This window comes from Micromonospora krabiensis (assembly GCF_900091425.1).
Taxonomy (GTDB): Bacteria; Actinomycetota; Actinomycetes; order Mycobacteriales; family Micromonosporaceae; genus Micromonospora; species Micromonospora krabiensis.
In genome coordinates this window covers 6,708,070-6,723,634 of the sequence record NZ_LT598496.1, presented here as the reverse complement: position 1 = coordinate 6,723,634, position 15,565 = coordinate 6,708,070, and the positions used below count along the sequence as shown (strand labels likewise).

At 71.5% G+C, this 15,565-nt stretch carries 12 protein-coding genes; 4 read left to right on the top strand and 8 right to left on the bottom strand.

Annotated elements, in window-relative coordinates; translation table 11 throughout:
* Nucleotides 1–39: 39 nt before the first annotated feature.
* A complete protein-coding gene (gene uvrB / locus GA0070620_RS30925) occupies nt 40–2,145 on the bottom strand; it encodes an excinuclease ABC subunit UvrB (protein WP_091599663.1) in 2,106 nt (701 codons plus the stop codon).
* Between the two features lie 300 nt (nt 2,146–2,445).
* Here uvrB and GA0070620_RS30920 point away from each other — a divergent pair, with 300 nt between their 5' ends.
* Nucleotides 2,446–3,978, top strand: coding sequence for a hypothetical protein (locus tag GA0070620_RS30920; protein ID WP_231922025.1), 1,533 nt, complete (start codon nt 2,446–2,448; stop codon nt 3,976–3,978).
* A gap of 112 nt (nt 3,979–4,090) precedes the next feature.
* On the opposite strand, the gene coaE is transcribed toward GA0070620_RS30920, so the two are convergent.
* Nucleotides 4,091–5,272, bottom strand: coding sequence for a dephospho-CoA kinase (gene coaE, locus GA0070620_RS30915; protein ID WP_091596952.1), 1,182 nt, complete (start codon nt 5,270–5,272; stop codon nt 4,091–4,093).
* A 268-nt stretch (nt 5,273–5,540) separates the two neighbouring features.
* Complete coding sequence (gene rpsA, locus GA0070620_RS30910) at nt 5,541–7,031, bottom strand: 30S ribosomal protein S1 (protein ID WP_091596949.1); 1,491 nt, start codon at nt 7,029–7,031, stop codon at nt 5,541–5,543.
* A gap of 410 nt (nt 7,032–7,441) precedes the next feature.
* Here rpsA and GA0070620_RS30905 point away from each other — a divergent pair, with 410 nt between their 5' ends.
* From GA0070620_RS30905 to GA0070620_RS30895, 3 genes are all read left to right on the top strand, one after another.
* The gene (locus GA0070620_RS30905) at nt 7,442–8,245 is read left to right on the top strand and encodes a class I SAM-dependent methyltransferase (protein ID WP_091596946.1); all 804 of its coding nucleotides are present in this window, start codon (nt 7,442–7,444) and stop codon (nt 8,243–8,245) included.
* Between the two features lie 86 nt (nt 8,246–8,331).
* Entirely contained in the window at nt 8,332–8,550 is a 219-nt protein-coding gene (locus GA0070620_RS30900; protein WP_091596943.1) for a hypervirulence associated TUDOR domain-containing protein, read from the top strand.
* A complete protein-coding gene (locus GA0070620_RS30895; RefSeq protein WP_091596940.1) occupies nt 8,537–8,968 on the top strand; it encodes a DUF3140 domain-containing protein in 432 nt (143 codons plus the stop codon). The genes GA0070620_RS30900 and GA0070620_RS30895 overlap by 14 nt, the downstream gene beginning before the upstream one ends.
* A gap of 11 nt (nt 8,969–8,979) precedes the next feature.
* On the opposite strand, the gene polA is transcribed toward GA0070620_RS30895, so the two are convergent.
* The 5 genes from polA to GA0070620_RS30870 all read right to left on the bottom strand — a co-directional run bounded on the left by polA (nt 8,980) and on the right by GA0070620_RS30870 (nt 15,564).
* On the bottom strand, nt 8,980–11,679 hold the full coding sequence (polA, locus tag GA0070620_RS30890) for a DNA polymerase I (protein WP_091596937.1): 2,700 nt from the start codon (nt 11,677–11,679) through the stop codon (nt 8,980–8,982).
* A 113-nt stretch (nt 11,680–11,792) separates the two neighbouring features.
* A complete protein-coding gene (locus GA0070620_RS30885; protein WP_091596934.1) occupies nt 11,793–12,506 on the bottom strand; it encodes an ABC transporter ATP-binding protein in 714 nt (237 codons plus the stop codon).
* Nucleotides 12,493–13,434 (bottom strand): ABC transporter ATP-binding protein, encoded by a 942-nt coding sequence (locus GA0070620_RS30880; RefSeq protein ID WP_091596931.1) that lies wholly within the window; start codon nt 13,432–13,434, stop codon nt 12,493–12,495. Before GA0070620_RS30880 ends, GA0070620_RS30885 begins: the two co-directional genes overlap by 14 nt.
* Entirely contained in the window at nt 13,427–14,584 is a 1,158-nt protein-coding gene (locus tag GA0070620_RS30875) for a branched-chain amino acid ABC transporter permease (RefSeq protein ID WP_091596928.1), read from the bottom strand. Before GA0070620_RS30875 ends, GA0070620_RS30880 begins: the two co-directional genes overlap by 8 nt.
* On the bottom strand, nt 14,581–15,564 hold the full coding sequence (locus GA0070620_RS30870; RefSeq protein ID WP_091596925.1) for a branched-chain amino acid ABC transporter permease: 984 nt from the start codon (nt 15,562–15,564) through the stop codon (nt 14,581–14,583). Before GA0070620_RS30870 ends, GA0070620_RS30875 begins: the two co-directional genes overlap by 4 nt.
* Between the last annotated feature and the right edge of the window lies 1 nt (nt 15,565).

Here is a 15,565-nt window from a genome sequence, read left to right as displayed (position 1 = left end):
GCCATCGGCTCGCCCGTCATCGTCGACCGGAGCCCGTGCTCACTTCACGCCGGCGGCGTCCATGCCGCGCAGCTCCTTCTTCAGGTCACCGATCTCGTCCCGGATCCGGGCGGCCAACTCGAACTGCAGCTCCCGCGCGGCGGCCAGCATCTGGTCGTTGAGCTCCTGGATGAGCTGCGCCAGGTCGGCCCGGGCCATCCCCTCGCGGGACGTGCCACCGGTGGCGGCGCGCCCGCGGCTGCGGGTCTCCTTCACCGGCGCCTTGCCCCGGGACAGCTGCCGCACCGCGCCGCCGACCCGGGTGTCGGTGTCCTCGGCCTCGCGGTAGATGTCGTCGAGGATGTCGTGGATCTTCTTCCGCAGCGGCTCCGGGCTGATCCCGTGCGCCTCGTTGTGCGCGATCTGCTTGGCCCGCCGCCGGTTGGTCTCCTCGATCGCGTCCGCCATCGACGGCGTGATCTTGTCGGCGTACATGTGGACCTGGCCGGAGACGTTACGCGCCGCCCGGCCGATGGTCTGGATCAGCGACCGGCCGCTGCGCAGGAAGCCTTCCTTGTCGGCGTCGAGGATCGCCACCAGCGACACCTCGGGCAGGTCGAGGCCCTCCCGGAGCAGGTTGATGCCGACCAGCACGTCGTAGTCGCCCTTGCGCAGCTCACGCAGCAGCTCCACCCGGCGCAGCGTGTCCACCTCCGAGTGCAGGTAGCGCACCCGGATGCCGTTCTCCAGCAGGTAGTCGGACAGGTCCTCGGCCATCTTCTTGGTCAGCGTGGTGACCAGGACCCGCTCGTCTCGCTCGGTGCGCAACTTGATCTCGTGCATCAGGTCGTCGATCTGCCCCTTGGTCGGCTTCACGACGACCTCGGGATCGATCAGACCGGTCGGGCGGATGACCTGCTCGACGAACTCACCCTGGGCCTGCTCCATCTCCCAGTTGCCCGGGGTCGCGGAGAGGAAGACCATCTGGCCGACCCGCTCCAGGAACTCGTCGAAGCGCAGCGGCCGGTTGTCGGCGGCGCTGGGCAGCCGGAAGCCGTGGTCGATCAGCATCCGCTTGCGGGACGCGTCGCCCTCGTACATGCCACCGATCTGCGGGATCGTCACGTGCGACTCGTCGATGACGGTGAGGAAGTCGTCGGGGAAGTAGTCGAGCAGGCAGTGCGGCGGGCTGCCGGGCAGCCGCCCGTCGATGTGCATCGAGTAGTTCTCGATGCCGGAGCAGAAGCCGACCTGACGCATCATCTCGATGTCGTAGGTGGTGCGCATCCGCAGCCGCTGCGCCTCCAGCAGCTTGCCCTGCCGCTCCAGCTCGGCCAGCCGCTCGCCCAGCTCGGTCTCGATGTCGCGGATCGCCCGCTCCATCCGCTCCGGGCCCGCCGCGTAGTGCGTCGCCGGGAAGATCAGCAGGTGGTCGACCTCGCGGACCACGTCACCGGTCAGCGGATTGAGGTAGTAGAGCTTCTCCACCTCGTCGCCGAACAGCTCGATGCGGACGGCGAGCTCCTCGTAGGCCGGGATGATCTCCAGGGTGTCGCCCCGGACCCGGAAGGTGCCCCGGTTGAAGGCCATGTCGTTGCGCGTGTACTGGATGTCGACCAGCCGGCGCAGCAGCTGGTCGCGGTCCAGCTCCTGGCCCACCGCGACCCGCACCGCCCGGTCGAGGTATTCCTCCGGGGTGCCCAGGCCGTAGATGGCGGAGACGGTGGCCACCACCACCACGTCCCGGCGGGTGAGCAGCGACATGGTGGCCGAGTGCCGCAGCCGCTCGACCTCCTCGTTGATCGAGGAGTCCTTCTCGATGTAGGTGTCGGTCTGCGGGATGTAGGCCTCGGGCTGGTAGTAGTCGTAGTAGGAGACGAAGTATTCGACGGCGTTGTGCGGCAGCAGCTCGCTGAACTCCTTGGCCAGCTGCGCGCAGAGCGTCTTGTTGGGGGCCAGCACCAGGGTCGGCCGCTGCAACCGCTCGACGAGCCACGCGGTGGTGGCGCTCTTGCCGGTGCCGGTCGCGCCCAGCAGAACGGTGTTGCGGTCGCCGCGCCGGACCCGCCGCTCCAGGTCGTCGATGGCCGCCGGCTGGTCACCGGCGGGCTGGAACTCACTGACGACCTGGAAACGGCCGTCGAGCCGGGGAATGTCGAGCGCCATGCCGTCAACGGTACGCCGCAGGTCCGACATAATCGGCGGTCACGGCGGGTACGTGATCGGCTTCGATATTCCCATTGTGTGGCACATCTCACCGGGCTAGGCTCTCCGTGTAGGCCGCTCGCGGCGGCCGACCGGGCAGGTGGCCAGGCCGTCATCACGGCCGGCCCGCCCCCGGCACGAGGTCGCTGCACCCGGCGTGCCCGGCCGTGCGCACCGACGTGGTCGCGCGTGAGGCGCAGACCGGCCGCCGCGAGCGCCCCTATTCGTCACCCCACCCGTGCCCCGCCCGTTCAACAACGCGTGGACACCTCCTCCGCCCGGGCCACGCGTCCGGGCTCCGCGGCCACATCCCCGACCGACGGCACCGCCGCCGCCGGGCCACCCGGCGGCGGTGCCGGCGACCCGGCGCCCGGCGGAGCCGCCAGCCCCGACGACACCGGCCTGCTGCCCCGGATCGCCGGCCGCCGGCGGCGCGGCCTGCTGGCGCTGCTCGGCGCGGTCGCGGCCCTCTCCGCCGCCGGTCTCGTCCTCGGGCTGCTGAGCTGGGCGCCCGACCCACCCGTGGAGCCACGGACGCTGACCGTCGCCGAGAGCGAACGACTCGCCGCCGTGCGGGTCACCAACTATCGGGAACTGCGGGCCGGGTTGCACGTGACGGTGGGCGACGGCGCCACCCGCACCGAGCTGATGGGCTGGATCGACTGGTCGAGGCCGCTGCTCTACCTGGACGTCGGCGGCCCGGGCGCCGGCCCGCAGCGGGGCCTGCTCCAGGCGACACCGACCGCGCTGGTGATCCGCCCCGACCCGGCGGCCGTGCCCACGGCCGCGCCACCGCCGCTGGTTCCCCCGACCGACCGGTGGCGGCTGCACCGGCTACCCGACGGCAACGCCCTGGCCGCCGTCCTGGACCTCCTCTTCAACCTCTCCGCCGACCGCCCCGAGTCCGCCGGTGCCCTGCGCGACGCGGGCGCCCGGTGGGTGGCGCAGGAGACCCTGACCGGCGGGCCGATGGACGTCTTCACGGCCCCCCTCCCGGCTCCGTCGACCACCGCAACGCCGCCGACCCCGCCGTCCGGTGGGCTGCCCCGCTACTGGGTCGACCAGGAGGCCCGGCTGCACCGGCTCACCGCACACCTGCCGGGCGCGGGTCCGGTGACGGTCACGCTCAACCGCACCGACCGGCCGACCCTGCGCCCGGTCGACGCCCTGGGCGGCCGGCCCGGGCTGCCCCGGGAGCTGACCGCCGCCGAACGCAACCGGCTGGAGAACATCCCCGCGCGGCTGCGCGCCCGCGGCGGCGCCACGGTGACGCTGAACGCTCCCGTCGGGCGCGACACCAACCTGCGCGGCGCCGGGTGGCTGAGCTGGACCGAGCGGAGCGCGTATCTGGCGGTCGCGGATCTCGGCGTACCGGATCGCCGGACACTGCTGCGCCGGGACGTCGCCGGATGGTCCCGGGCCGAGGTCCCGGGCGCGGGCGACCCGGAGAGGCCGGACCGGCCACCACTACCGCCGCCCGCCGGCACCGCCTGGTACGCCGACCGGGACGGCGACGAGTCGGGCCGGCTGCTCGACGCGGCGCTCGCGGCCGGCCGGGTCGCCCCGCCGGCCACCGTCGAGCGCCTGCGGGAAGACAGTCTCGGCGACCGTACGGTCGACGTGGTCGAGGTGGCCAGCGGCGCGAACCGCCTGCGCTACTGGGTGGACCGCGACGGGCTGCTCCGCCGCGTCGAGCTGCACACCGGCGGCGGCGCCTGGGCCCAGCTGGACCTCACGCCCGGCCCGGTGCCCCGGCTGCCCGCGCCGAGGCGGGCCGCCGGCGGCGCCCGGTGACCGTACGCGTCGGTGTGGCCGGCCGCGCGGTGATGGCCCGCGGCCGGCAGGCCGGCCGACACCGAGGTGGTGACGGGCCGGTGCGAGCCGGCGGGCCGGCCCGCGGGCCGGGCTAGGGTCGCCAGCCGGTCCGCGCCGCCCACTCCTCGGCGCGCAGGTGCTCCTCGTCGAACCAAGGATCCTTCGCCGTGGTGTAGGTGGCGCTGTCCGGCGCGGAAGCCGCCAACTCACGCTTCAGCAGCAGGTACGCCGCCCGCTGGTCCGGGTCGGCGCGCAGGTGGTCGCGGGTCAGCAGCGCGTACCGCCAGCCCGGCGAACCCGCCTCGCGGATGTGCAGGTTGACCGGGCGTCCCGGGTCGGCGCTGCCGTGCAGCCGCTTCTCCCACCGGCCGGAGCCGGCCGAGCGCGGGCCGTCCCACCGCTCCTGCGGCACGCGCGGGAAACCGGCGTCGGCCAGCCGCTCGGCGAGCGGCCCGTCCGCATCGGCCAGGGTCGGCACCGTGAGCTGGATGTCGATGGCGTCGGTGGCGGCCAGCCCCGGCACCGCCGTGGAGCCGATGTGGTCGAGCCGCAGGTCCATCGGCGCGAGCGCGTGCCGGATGCGGGCCGCCAGCCGCACGTACTGCTGCGGCCACGTCGGGTCCGGTTCGGTGAGCTCCACCCGCTTCGCCCGCACCACGCGCCGTTCGCGCACGTTCCGTTCATAGGGCAGCAACCGGTCGCGCCAGAGCGCGTCGACCGCGGCGTGCAGCTCGGCGAGGGCGCCGTCGTTGGTCAGCAGCACGTCGGCCGCGGCGCTCCGCCGAGCGTCGTCGGCCTGCGCGGCGATCCGCCGCTCGGCCTCCGCACGGTCCATCCCCCGGTCGCGCGCCAGCCGCGCCAACCGGGTCGACACGGCCGTCTGCACCACGACCACCAGGTGGTACGTGGGCGCGAGCCCCACCTCGACCAGGAGCGGCACGTCGTTGACGACGATCGCGTCCGGTGCCGCCGCGGCGGCCAACTCGACACTGCGCGCCCGGACCCGGGGGTGGGTGATCGCCTCCAGCCGCCGTCGGGCCGCCTCGTCGCCGAAGACGATCGCACCGAGCGCGGCCCGGTCGAGGCTGCCGTCGGCGGCCAGGACCCGCCCGGAGAAGGTCTCGACGATCTCGGCGAGCCCCGGGGTACCCGGGGCGACGACCTCGCGGGCGACCCGGTCGGAGTCGACCAGCATGGCGCCGCGCTCGACGAGGCGGGTCGCCACCGCGCTCTTGCCCGACCCGATCCCGCCGGTCAACCCCACCATCAGCACGGCACCAGTCAACCGGATGCCGCCCGGCGCACACAAACCCACCCGCGCCACGAGGCCGCCGCGCGCCATCGATCACGCAACATCAGGGGTGTAGTGGCCGCGCAGACGTCCGCAGGCAACGACATCCGGGCGGTAGCGGGATCGTGGGAGGTGGCACGGCGGCGGGGGTAGGGCGGGCGGGTGACCCGGTCCGGCCGTGCCGTGGAACGGCGAGGGCCCCGCCCCGCGATCCGGAGATCGCGGGGCGGGGCCCGTCGTCGTCAGCGGGTCACTTGCCGCCGGCGAGCTTCTCCCGCAGAGCGGCGAGCGCCTCGTCGGTGGCGAGGGTGCCGGCCGGCTCCTCGGCCTGCCGGCTCGGGGCCGGGCTGGTCGAGGTGGCGCCGCCACCCGTGGGGGCCGGAGCCGGGTTGGCAGCGGCCTCGGCGTCGGCGGCACGAGAGGTCTGCACCTGCTTGGTGTGGGCCTCCCAGCGCTGGCGCGCCTCGGCGTACTGCTGCTCCCAGGTCTCGCGCTGCTTGTCGTAGCCCTCGAGCCACTCGCCCGTCTCCGGGTCGAAGCCCTCGGGGTAGATGTAGTTGCCCTCGGCGTCGTAGGTCGCGGCCATGCCGTAGAGGGTCGGGTCGAAGTGCTCCTCGCCCTCGACGAAGCCCTCGTTGGCCTGCTTGAGCGACAGCGAGATCCGGCGGCGCTCGAGGTCGATGTCGATGACCTTGACCATGACCTCGGAGCCGACCTGGACGACCTGCTCCGGGATCTCCACGTGGCGCTCGGCCAGCTCGGAGATGTGGACCAGGCCCTCGATGCCGTCGTCCACCCGGACGAACGCACCGAACGGCACCAGCTTGGTGACCTTACCCGGCACGATCTGCTGGATCGCGTGGGTGCGGGCGAACTGCCGCCACGGGTCCTCCTGGGTCGCCTTCAGCGACAGCGAGACCCGCTCGCGGTCCAGGTCGACGTCCAGGACCTCGACCTCGACCTCCTGGCCCACCTCGACGACCTCGGACGGGTGGTCGATGTGCTTCCAGGACAGCTCGGAGACGTGCACCAGACCGTCCACGCCGCCGAGGTCGACGAACGCGCCGAAGTTGACGATCGAGGAGACGACGCCCTTGCGGACCTGCCCCTTCTGGAGCTTGTTGAGGAACTCGGTGCGCACCTCGGACTGCGTCTGCTCGAGCCAGGCCCGGCGGGACAGGACCACGTTGTTGCGGTTCTTGTCCAGCTCGATGATCTTGGCCTCGAGCTCACGCCCGACGTACGGCTGCAGGTCGCGCACCCGCCGCATCTCGACCAGGGAGGCGGGCAGGAAGCCGCGCAGCCCGATGTCGAGGATGAGGCCGCCCTTGACCACCTCGATGACCGAACCGCGGACGACGCCGTCCTCGTCCTTGATCTTCTCGATCGTGCCCCAGGCCCGCTCGTACTGCGCGCGCTTCTTCGAGAGGATCAGACGCCCCTCCTTGTCCTCCTTCTGGAGGACAAGGGCCTCGATGTGGTCACCAACCGAGACGACCTCGGCCGGGTCCACGTCGTGCTTGATCGACAGCTCCCGAGAGGGGATGACACCCTCGGTCTTGTAGCCGATGTCGAGCAGGACCTCGTCCCGGTCGACCTTGACGACGGTGCCTTCGACAATGTCGCCGTCGTTGAAGTACTTGATGGTCTCGTCGATCGCGGCGAGGAAAGCTTCCTCGGAACCGAGGTCGTCGACGGTGACCTTGGTGGCGCTCGAGGGGGCCTCGATGCTGCTCGTCATGTGGGCGGTTGCTCCGGTCGGATGGGTTGTCACAGCTGGCAGGTGTGTCGCGGTGACCCGGTCGCGCCTGCGGATCCGTCGCCGGGCACACCGAACATTGCCAGATTGAGATGATGTGGCGCCGTCAGGTGGCTTCGTCGACCGCGCACCTGCTCCCTGCCGAGGCACACGATCCGCGAGCGCATCGTCAAGCCTACCCTGCGCATTACCACAGCGTGCAAGCCCTCCCATCATGCTCGTCGGCTCGTGACCTGCGAAAGCCGAGAAATCAGCCCGAAACACTCGCCGTTGTCTCGCGCGTCACACCTGTCACGCCCGTACCGCCGCCACCGCCGCACCGGCCGGCGCGGCGGCGCGCCGGGCCGGGCCCCCACCGTGCCGGCGGCGCGCCCGGGCCCTAGCGTGAGCGGGTGGACGACGACAGCCGGGTGACCCGGCGCCGGGTCAGCGACACCGAGGCGCGACGGGCCAACCGCGGGTGGTGGGACACCGACGCCGACGACTACCAGGCCGAGCACGGGGCGTTCCTCGGCGACGTGGACTTCGTCTGGTGCCCCGAGGGGGTGCGCGAGGCGGACGCCCGACTCCTCGGCGAGCTCGCCGGGCGGCGGATCCTGGAGGTGGGCTGCGGCGCCGCGTCCGCCGCGCGGTGGCTGGCCACCCAGGGCGCCCGGCCGGTCGCCATGGACCTGTCCGCCGGCATGTTGCGGCACGCCGCGCTCGCCGCCGACCGCACCGGCGTACGCGTGCCGCTGGTGCAGGCCGACGCGCTCGCGCTGCCCTTCGCCGACGGCGCCTTCGACACCGCCTGCACGGCGTTCGGGGCGATCCCGTTCGTGGCCGACTCGGCGGCGCTGATGCGCGAGGTGTTCCGGGTGCTGCGCCCCGGCGCCCGCTGGGTCTTCTCGGTCACCCACCCCATGCGGTGGATCTTCCTCGACGACCCGGGCGAGGGCGGGCTGACCGCCGTGCACTCCTACTTCGACCGGGCGCCGTACGTGGAGCAGGACGACGCCGGTGTGGCCACGTACGTCGAGCAGCACCGCACCCTCGGCGACCGGGTCCGGGAGTTGGTCGGCGCCGGGTTCCGCCTCGTCGACCTGGTGGAGCCGGAGTGGCCCGCGGGACACGAGGGGATCTGGGGGCAGTGGAGCCCGCTGCGCGGCCGACTGTTCCCGGGCACCGCCATCTTCGTGGCCGAGAAGCCCGAGTGAGGCGGCCCGCCGCACCCGCGGTCGATCGCTGAGATCACCCCCTGACCGGCGTCGTTTCCACCCGGCGGCCCCGGGTACCCGACGGCATGGCCGAGAAGGAGTTCCACGCCGGCGACCACGTCTCCTGGGCCAGTCACAGCGGCCGGGCGTATGGCGTGGTCAAGGAGAAACTGGTCGACCGGACGCACGTCCGGGGGCACGCGGTGGACGCCTCGGAGGATCAGCCGCAGTACCGGGTCCGCCACGACACGACGGGGCGCGACGTCGCCCACCGGCCGGAGGTGTTGCGCCGTGAGCGGGAGTGACGAGGGGCGGGACACCTATCGGGAGTTCACCGAGGCGGTGAACATGAAGCCCGCCGAGCTGTCCCGGTGGCTGGAGCGCGACGAGTCCAAGCACGTGGGCTGGCGGAAGAAAGGCAGCCGGGGCGGCGAGTCGGTGGGGCACGAGTCCGGCCGCAAGATCATAAGTCTGTTGCGCCGCAAGCGCGCCGACCTGTCCGAGGCCGACTTCAAGCACATGCGCAAGGTCATCGGCTACGTCCGGCGGCACATGGCGCAGCGCCCCTCGGGGGACGTCCGCAACACCAGGTGGCGCTGGTCGCTCATGAACTGGGGGCACGACCCGCTGAAGGGGCCGCTGCCGCCACCCGGCGGCCCGTCCCGACGGGCGCTCGACCGGCACGGCGCCCCGCCGAAGGCACGCCGCGGCCCCGGCCGCTAGCCACTGCCGACCTAGTGGTCGGCGCTGTTCCAGTCGCGGCCCTCGCCGACCGAGACCTCCAGCGGGACGGACAGCGGGTAGGCGCCGCCCATCTCGCGCCGGACCAGCTCCTCCAGCGCCGCCCGCTCGCCCGGTGCCACCTCGAAGACCAGCTCGTCGTGCACCTGGAGCAGCATCCGCGAACGCAGGCCGGCGTCGCGCAGCGCCGTGTCCACGTGCAGCATGGCGACCTTGATGATGTCGGCGGCGGAGCCCTGGATGGGGGCGTTGAGCGCCATCCGCTCGGCGATCTCCCGGCGCTGCCGGTTGTCGCTGACCAGGTCGGGCAGGTAGCGGCGGCGACCCAGGATGGTCTCGGTGTAGCCGTCGTGCCGGGCCCGGGCCACGACCTCCTGGAGGTAGTCGCGCACCCCGCCGAAGCCGGCGAAGTAGTTCTCCATCAGCCCGCGCGCCTCCTCGGTGCTGATGGAGAGCTGCTGGGAGAGACCGAACGCGCTCAGCCCGTACGCCAGGCCGTAGTTCATCGCCTTGATCTTGCGCCGTTGGTCGGGGGTGACGTCGCCGACGGGCACCTCGAAGACGGACGAGGCGGTGGCGGCGTGGAAGTCCGCGCCGGAGTTGAACGCCTGGATGAGCGCGTCGTCGGACGACAGGTGCGCCATGATCCGCATCTCGATCTGGCTGTAGTCGGCGGTGAGCAGGCACTCGTAGCCCTCCCCCACCACGAAGGCGCGGCGGATCCGCCGCCCCTCCTCGGTGCGGATGGGGATGTTCTGCAGGTTGGGCTCGGTGGAGGAGAGCCGACCGGTGGCGGCCACCGTCTGGTTGAAGGTGGTGTGGATCCGGCCGTCGTCGGAGACCGACTTGAGCAGCCCGTCGACGGTCGACTTCAGCTTCGCCACGTCCCGGTGGCGCAGCAGGTGCTCCAGCACCGGGTGCGGGTTCTGCGCGTAGAGCCACTGGAGGGCGTCGGCGTCGGTGGTGTAGCCGGTCTTGATCTTCTTGGTCTTGGGCAGGCCCAGCTCGCCGAAGAGGATCTCCTGAAGCTGCTTGGGGGAGCCGAGGTTGAACTCCCGACCGACCGCCTCGTAGGCGCCCTGGGCGGCCGCCTTCACCTCGGCGGCGAAGTGCGCCTCCAGCTCGGACAGGTAGTCGGTGTCGGCGGCGATGCCGGTGCGCTCCATCTCGGCGAGCACCCGCATGAGCGGCAGCTCCACCCCGGCCATCAGCCGGGCCGACTGCTCGCCGTCACGGGACAGCTCCGCGTCGATCGCGTCGGCCAGGTCGAGGGTGGCCCGGGCGCGGAGCATCAGGTTCTGCTCGGCCTCACCCTCGTCGCCCAGCCCCTCCAGGGTCAGCTGACCGGTCTCCGGCGCGTCGACGCGCAGCTCGCGGTGCAGGTAGCGCAGGGCGAGGTCGGTCAGGTCGTAGGAGCGCTGGTCGGGACGGGCCAGGTAGGCCGCGATCTGGGTGTCGCGGGCGATCCCCGCCAGGGACCAGCCGTGGGCGGCGAACGCCAGCACCGCCGGCTTGCTGTCGTGCAGCACCTTGGGGCGCTGCGCGTCGGCCAGCCACCCGGCCAGCGCCGCCTCGTCGGTGGCGTCCAACCGGCTCGGGTCGACCCAGGCGCCCGCCCCGCCGGCGGTCGCCAACGCCAGGGCGGTCACGGTGGCCGTGTGCCGCCGGTTGGGACCGGTGTCGAGGGTGACCGCCAACCCGACCGGCGTGCCCGCCGGGGCGTGGGTCTCGAGCCAGCCGCGCACCGCGCCGGGCGTGGCCAGCACCTCGCCGGCCAGGTCGAAGCCGGACTCGGCCTCCGGCTCCACCGCCTCCAGGTACTGGTAGAGCCGGTCGCGCAGGATCCGGAACTCCAGCGTGTCGAAGACCTGGTGCACGGCCTCCCGGTCCCAGCCGGCCCAGCGGGCGTCCTCCGGGCGCAGCGGCAGCTCCAGGTCGGACACCAGGCAGTTGATCTCGTAGTTGCGGATCACGTCGGCGAGCCGTTCGCGCAGGCTGTCGCCGGCCTTGCCCTTGATCTCGTCGGCCCGGGCGACGACGCCGTCGACGCCTCCGTAGGTGGTGATCCACTTGGCCGCGGTCTTCGGCCCGACACCGGGAACACCCGGCAGGTTGTCGCTGGTCTCGCCCACCAGCGCCGCCAGGTCGCGGTAGCGCTCGGGCGGCACCCCGTACTTCGCCTCGACCGCCGCCGGGTCCATCCGGGCCAGGTCGGACACGCCCTTGCGCGGATAGAGCACGGTGACCGCGTCGCCGACCAGTTGGAAGGCGTCGCGGTCGCCGGTGGTGATCAGCACCGACATGCCCTGGTCGCGGGCCTGGCAGGCGAGCGTGGCGATGACGTCGTCGGCCTCGTAGCCCTCCATCTCGACCACCGGGATGCGCAGCGCCGCGAGGACCTCCTTGACCAGGCTGACCTGACCCTTGAAGTCGGTCGGGGTCTCGCTGCGGCCGGCCTTGTACTCCGCGTACTTCTCGGTGCGGAACGAGCGGCGGGACACGTCGAAGGCGACGACGATGTGCGTGGGCTGCTCGTCGCGCAGCACGTTGATGAGCATCGAGGTGAAGCCGTAGACGGCGTTGGTCGGCTGCCCGGTCGTGGTGGAGAAGTTTTCCACCGGCAGGGCGAAGAAGGCCCGGTATGCCAGGGAATGTCCATCGACGAGGAGCAGGCGCGGCGTCGTAGCTGTCACGTGGCGACTCTAGCCCGTGCCACCGACATCCCCGGCGACCGCACCACGGGCGAAAAAGCGGACGGCCGCCGCCGGAGGAGGTGCCTCCGGGGACGGCCGTCCGCCGTGGGACGTCAGGCGACGCCGAGGTACGCCTCCTTGACCGCCGGGTCGTGCAGCAGGTCCTGACCGGAGCCCTCCTTCACGATCCGACCGGTCTCCAGCACGTAACCCCGGTGGGCCCGGGACAGCGCCTGCTGGGCGTTCTGCTCCACCAGCAGGATCGTCGTGCCCTGCTGGTTGATCTCCGTGATGATGTCGAAGATCTGCCGGATCACCATCGGCGCCAGACCCATCGACGGCTCGTCGAGCAGCAGCAGCTTCGGCCGGCTCATCAGCGCCCGCCCGACGGCCAGCATCTGCTGCTCACCGCCGGAGAGCGTGCCACCGGGCTGCTTGCGCCGCTCGGCGAGACGCGGGAACAGGGTGAGCACCCGGTCGAGGTCGGCGGCGATGCCGGCGGAGTCCCGCCGGGTGTACGCCCCCATGTCCAGGTTCTCCATCACCGTCATGCCGGGGAAGATCTGCCGGCCCTCCGGCGACTGGCACAACCCCCGGACGACCCGCAGGTCGGCCCGGAGCTTGCTGATGTCCTCGCCGTTGAAGGTGATCCGGCCGGTGGACAGGGAGCGCGTGCCGGAGATGGCCCGCATCGTGGTGGTCTTGCCGGCGCCGTTCGCGCCGATCAGGGCCACCACCTCCCCCTCGTTGACCGAGAAGCTGATGCCGTGCAACGCCTCGATCCGGCCGTAGGCGACGGTGACGTTGTCGAGCTCAAGCAGCGTCATCGACGGACTCCCCCAGGTACGCGGCGATCACCTTCGGATCGCGGCTGACCTCCGCGGGCGCACCCTCGGCGATCTTGCGGCCGAACTCCAGCACCACGATCCGGTCGGTGACCCCCATGACCAGGCGCATGTCGTGCTCGATGAGCAGGACGGTCAGGCCCATGTCACGGATCTTGCGGATCAGCGTGAGGAGTTCTTCCTTCTCCGCCGGGTTGAAGCCGGCAGCCGGCTCGTCCAGGCAGATCAGCTTCGGTTCGGTCGCCAGCGCCCGCGCGATCTCCAGGCGGCGCTGGTAGCCGTACGGCAGGTTCCGTGCCTCGTCGTTGGCCCGGTCGGCGATGCCGACGAAGCGCAGCAGCTCCATCGCCTTCGCCTCGGCGGCCCGCTCCTCCAGGACGTACCGGGACAGCCCGAACGTCTTGGCGAACGCCCGACGCGTCTCCTGCCACGACCGCTGGATCCCCGACGGGGCGGTGACCTGCGGCAGCTCGTGCGGCTTCGGCTTCAGCCGGGGCAGCCGGAACAGCGCACCCGGAACGCTCGTCTTGTGCCGGGAGTCCGTCCCGACCATGACGTTCTCCAGCGCGGTCATCTCCGGGAACAGCCGGATGTTCTGGAACGTCCGGGAGATGCCCAACTGGCTGATCTGGTGCGGCTTCCGACCGGTGACCTTCTGACCCTGGAACCGGACCGCCCCGGCGGTCGGCCGGTACACCCCGGTCATCACGTTGAACGTGGTGGTCTTCCCGGCGCCGTTCGGACCGATCAGACCGAGGATCTCGCCCTCGTGGATCTGGAAGTTGACCCCGTCGAGGGCGACCACGCCGCCGAAGCGGAGCGTGACGTTGTCGACATCGAGCAGCACGGGCCGCGGCCCGGGCTGCGCCGGGATCTTCGGCGCGGCCGTGCTGGTGGTCTCGTCAGACATGAGCGGGCGCCTCCTCTGCCTCCGCCGCGCGGTCCTTCAACTCCCGGGCCCGCCGTCCACTGGGGATGAGGCCCTGCGGACGCAGGATCATGACCAGCACCATGGCCAGACCGAACACCAGCCACCGGTAGTCGGCGAAGTCGCGGAACCGCTCCGGCAGGTACGCCAGCAGCACCGCGCCCAGCGAGACACCGAGCATGTTGCCGGAGCCGCCGACCACGACCATGGCGACGAAGAGGATGGAGAGGTTCGCGTTGAACTGGGTGGGGTCGATGAACGCGTTCCGGCTGCCGAACAGGAAGCCGGACAGGCCGCCGAGCGCCGCACCGATGGCGAACGCCCAGAGCTTGAACTTGAACGGGTACACGCCCATCACCGCCGCGGCGTCCTCGTCCTCACGGACCGCGAGCCACGCCCGGCCGACCCGGCTGCGCTCCAGCCGGCGGACCAGGAACACCATGATCAGCACGAAGGTGATCGCCAGCCAGTACCAGGGCTTCGCGTCGATCAGACCGAAGACCTTGTTGTCCGGCGAGGGGGCACCCTCCGGGCCGGGAATGGCCGAGATGCCCACCGGACCGTTGGTCAGCCCGGTGGCGTTACGGGCCACGATCCGGATGATCTCGCCGAAGCCCAGCGTCACGATGGCCAGGTAGTCACCGCGCAGCCGCAGCGTCGGCCAGCCCAGCAGCACCCCGGAGATCATCGTCAGCACGATCGCGATGAACAGGCAGATCGCCCAGGTCACCGCCCAGGTCGGCGGCAGGTCGAACTCCTGCTGGATCCACTTCACCACCGGCGAGTTCACCGAGCCGAACAGCGCCACGCTGTACGCCCCGATGGCGAAGAAGCCGATGTAGCCCAGGTCGAGCAGGCCGGCGAGGCCGACCACCACGTTCAGACCGATCGCGACCAGTACGTAGATGGCACAGACGAAGAGCACACCCGCCCAGTTGTTGCCGCCCTCGATCGAGTCGGTGCGCAACCAGGTCAGGCCCGGGATACCGAGCAGCGGCAGGTAGTAGAGGATCGCCACGAAGGCAACCAGGCCGAGGGCCTGCTGCCACTTCGTCAGCGCCCGCCAGCGGTCGCCGATGCCGGTCAGCAGGCTCACCCGGCGGCGGTCGGCGGAGCGAATTTTGTCGATCATGCGCGGGCCCTCCCGAGCGACTCGCCCAACAGACCGGTCGGCCGGAACATCAGCACCACGATCAGCACCACGAAGGCGATGACGTCCTCCCAGTTGGACGCGAAGAGCGTGGCGCCGTAGACCTCGACGACGCCGAGGAAGAGGCCACCCAGCAGCGCGCCGCGCAGGTTACCGATGCCGCCCAGCACCGCGGCGGTGAACGCCTTGAGCCCGAGCACGAAACCGATGCTGTTCTGCGTGAAGCCGAACCGCATGCTCCACAGCAGAGCGGCGGCGCCGGCCATGATGCCACCGAGGACGAAGATCAGCATGATCACGCGCTCCTGGTTGACGCCCATCAGCGCGGCGGTCTCCGGGTTCTGCGCCACCGCCCGCACGCCCCGGCCGTAGCGGGTGCGGTTGATGAACCAGTCCAGCACCGCCATCATCGCCACGGCCGCCACGAAGACGATCACCTGGATGTTCGTGATCGCGGTGTTGCCGATGGAGAACAGGGTCTCCTGCTGGACGATCGTCGGCATGCCGACGATCTGCCGGGGCCGGCCGAACGCCGCCGGCAGGACATCACCGAGCAGCTTGGGCAGCACCTGGCCGAAGAGCTCCACGAAGACCAGCGACAGGCCGATCGCGGTGATCAGGAAGATCAGCGGCGGCGCGTTCTTCCGGCGCAGGGGGCGGTAGGCGATCCGCTCCAGCGCCAACGCCGTGCCGCCCGAGGCCACCGCGGCGACGAGCAGACCGAGCACCAGGAACAGGATCGCCTGGCCGACCGGCGGGTTATTTTCCACACCGAGCTGGTTCCACAGGATCAGCACCGCGAAGGTGCCGACCATGAAGACCTCGGAGTGAGCAAAGTTGATCAGGCGAAGGACGCCGTAGACGAGGGTGTAGCCGAGGGCGATGAGGGCGTAGATCGCACCCTTGGACAGCCCGTCGACCGTGTGTTGGCCGAGGTGGCCAATCAGTTCATCGAAATGCACC